The sequence below is a fragment of the Actinoplanes sp. NPDC049548 genome (genome assembly GCF_040676695.1).
In the GTDB taxonomy this organism is placed as follows: Bacteria; Actinomycetota; Actinomycetes; order Mycobacteriales; family Micromonosporaceae; genus Actinoplanes.
This window is the reverse complement of sequence record NZ_JBFAPM010000069.1, coordinates 1-1,385: the sequence shown is the minus strand read 5'-3', so window position 1 is coordinate 1,385 and position 1,385 is coordinate 1. Positions and strand designations below refer to the sequence as shown.

Annotated in this window: 1 protein-coding gene; it reads right to left on the bottom strand. The window is 70.5% G+C overall.

What is annotated here, in order from left to right; all coding sequences use genetic code 11:
• Positions 1-1,385: amino acid adenylation domain-containing protein (locus AB0J80_RS38480; RefSeq protein WP_364714781.1), on the bottom strand; the 1,385-nt coding region annotated here is incomplete at both ends.

The following is a 1,385-nucleotide window of genomic DNA, read 5'->3' as shown; positions in this document are numbered from 1 at the left end:
ACACACCCTCGAACCGATACAAGAACCACAACCGCCGCTGCGCGAACGACAACGGCACCACCGCCGGCCGCACCACCGACACCAAACCCGGCCGCAGCGTTGCGCTGTCGGTGATGCGCAGGGCCAGTTCCGCGACGGTGGGGGCCTCGAAGACGGCACGGATGGGCAGCTCCGCACCCAGTTCCGCGCGGACCCGGCTGACCAGGCGAGTGGCCAGCAGCGAGTGCCCACCGGCAGCGAAGAAGTCGTCGTCCACGCCGACGGAGGGCAGCTCGAGGATCTCGGCGAACAGCTCGCAGAGGGCGTACTCCCGGGCGTTGCGCGGAGCCCGCGATGGGCCGGGCCGGTCGAATTCGGGCTGGGGGAGCGCCTCCCTGTCGAGCTTGCCAACCGGGGTGAGCGGCATGGCGGGCACGGTGACGATCGCCGCGGGGACCATGTAGTCGGGCAGGTGCCGCCGCAGGATCTGCCGCAGCCGGGCCGCATCGGGCTCGTGGTCGCCGGACGCCACGATGTAGGCGACGAGGCGGTCGCTGTCCCGCCATGCCACCACGGCGGCGGCCTCGACGTCCGCCTCACGCAGCAGCACCGCTTCGATCTCACCCGGCTCGATCCGGAAACCCCGAACCTTCACCTGCTCATCAGCACGCCCCGCGAACTCCAACTGCCCATCCGCACGCCACCGCACCAGATCCCCGGTCCGATACATCCGCTCACCCACACCGAACGGACACGCCACGAACCGCTCACCCGTCAAGCCCGCCCGACCCAGATAGCCACGCGCCAACCCCGCACCGGCCAGATACAACTCACCCACCACACCAACCGGCACCGGACGCAACTCACCATCCAGCACGAACGCCCGCATCCCCGCCGTCGGACGCCCGATGGGCACCCCCGCACCCGACAACGGCTCACTCAACGTCGCACACACCGTGCACTCCGTCGGCCCGTACGCGTTCACCATCGACCGCCCCGGCGCCCACCGCGCCGCCACCTCCGGCGGGCACGCCTCCCCACCGACGACCAGTGCACGCAGGTCGGGATAGGTGGCACGCGGCTCGTCCACCGCAACGGTGCGCAGCACGGACGCGACGGTCTGCAGGTGGGTGATGCGCAGCGACCGGAGCATCTCCCCCAGAGGCTCACCGGCGAGCACATCCGTGGTCTCCGGCAGCACGACAGTCGCGCCCGCGGCGAAGGCCGTACACAGGTCGGACCACGCCACGTCGAAACTCGGTGAGACAAGTTGGAGGAGGCGATCACCCGGGCCGATGTGCAGGGCGCCGAGCTGGGTCTCGATGAGGCCGGCCATCCCCGCGTGCGTGACCACCACACCCTTGGGCCGCCCGGTCGAACCCGACGTGTAAATCACATACGCCGCC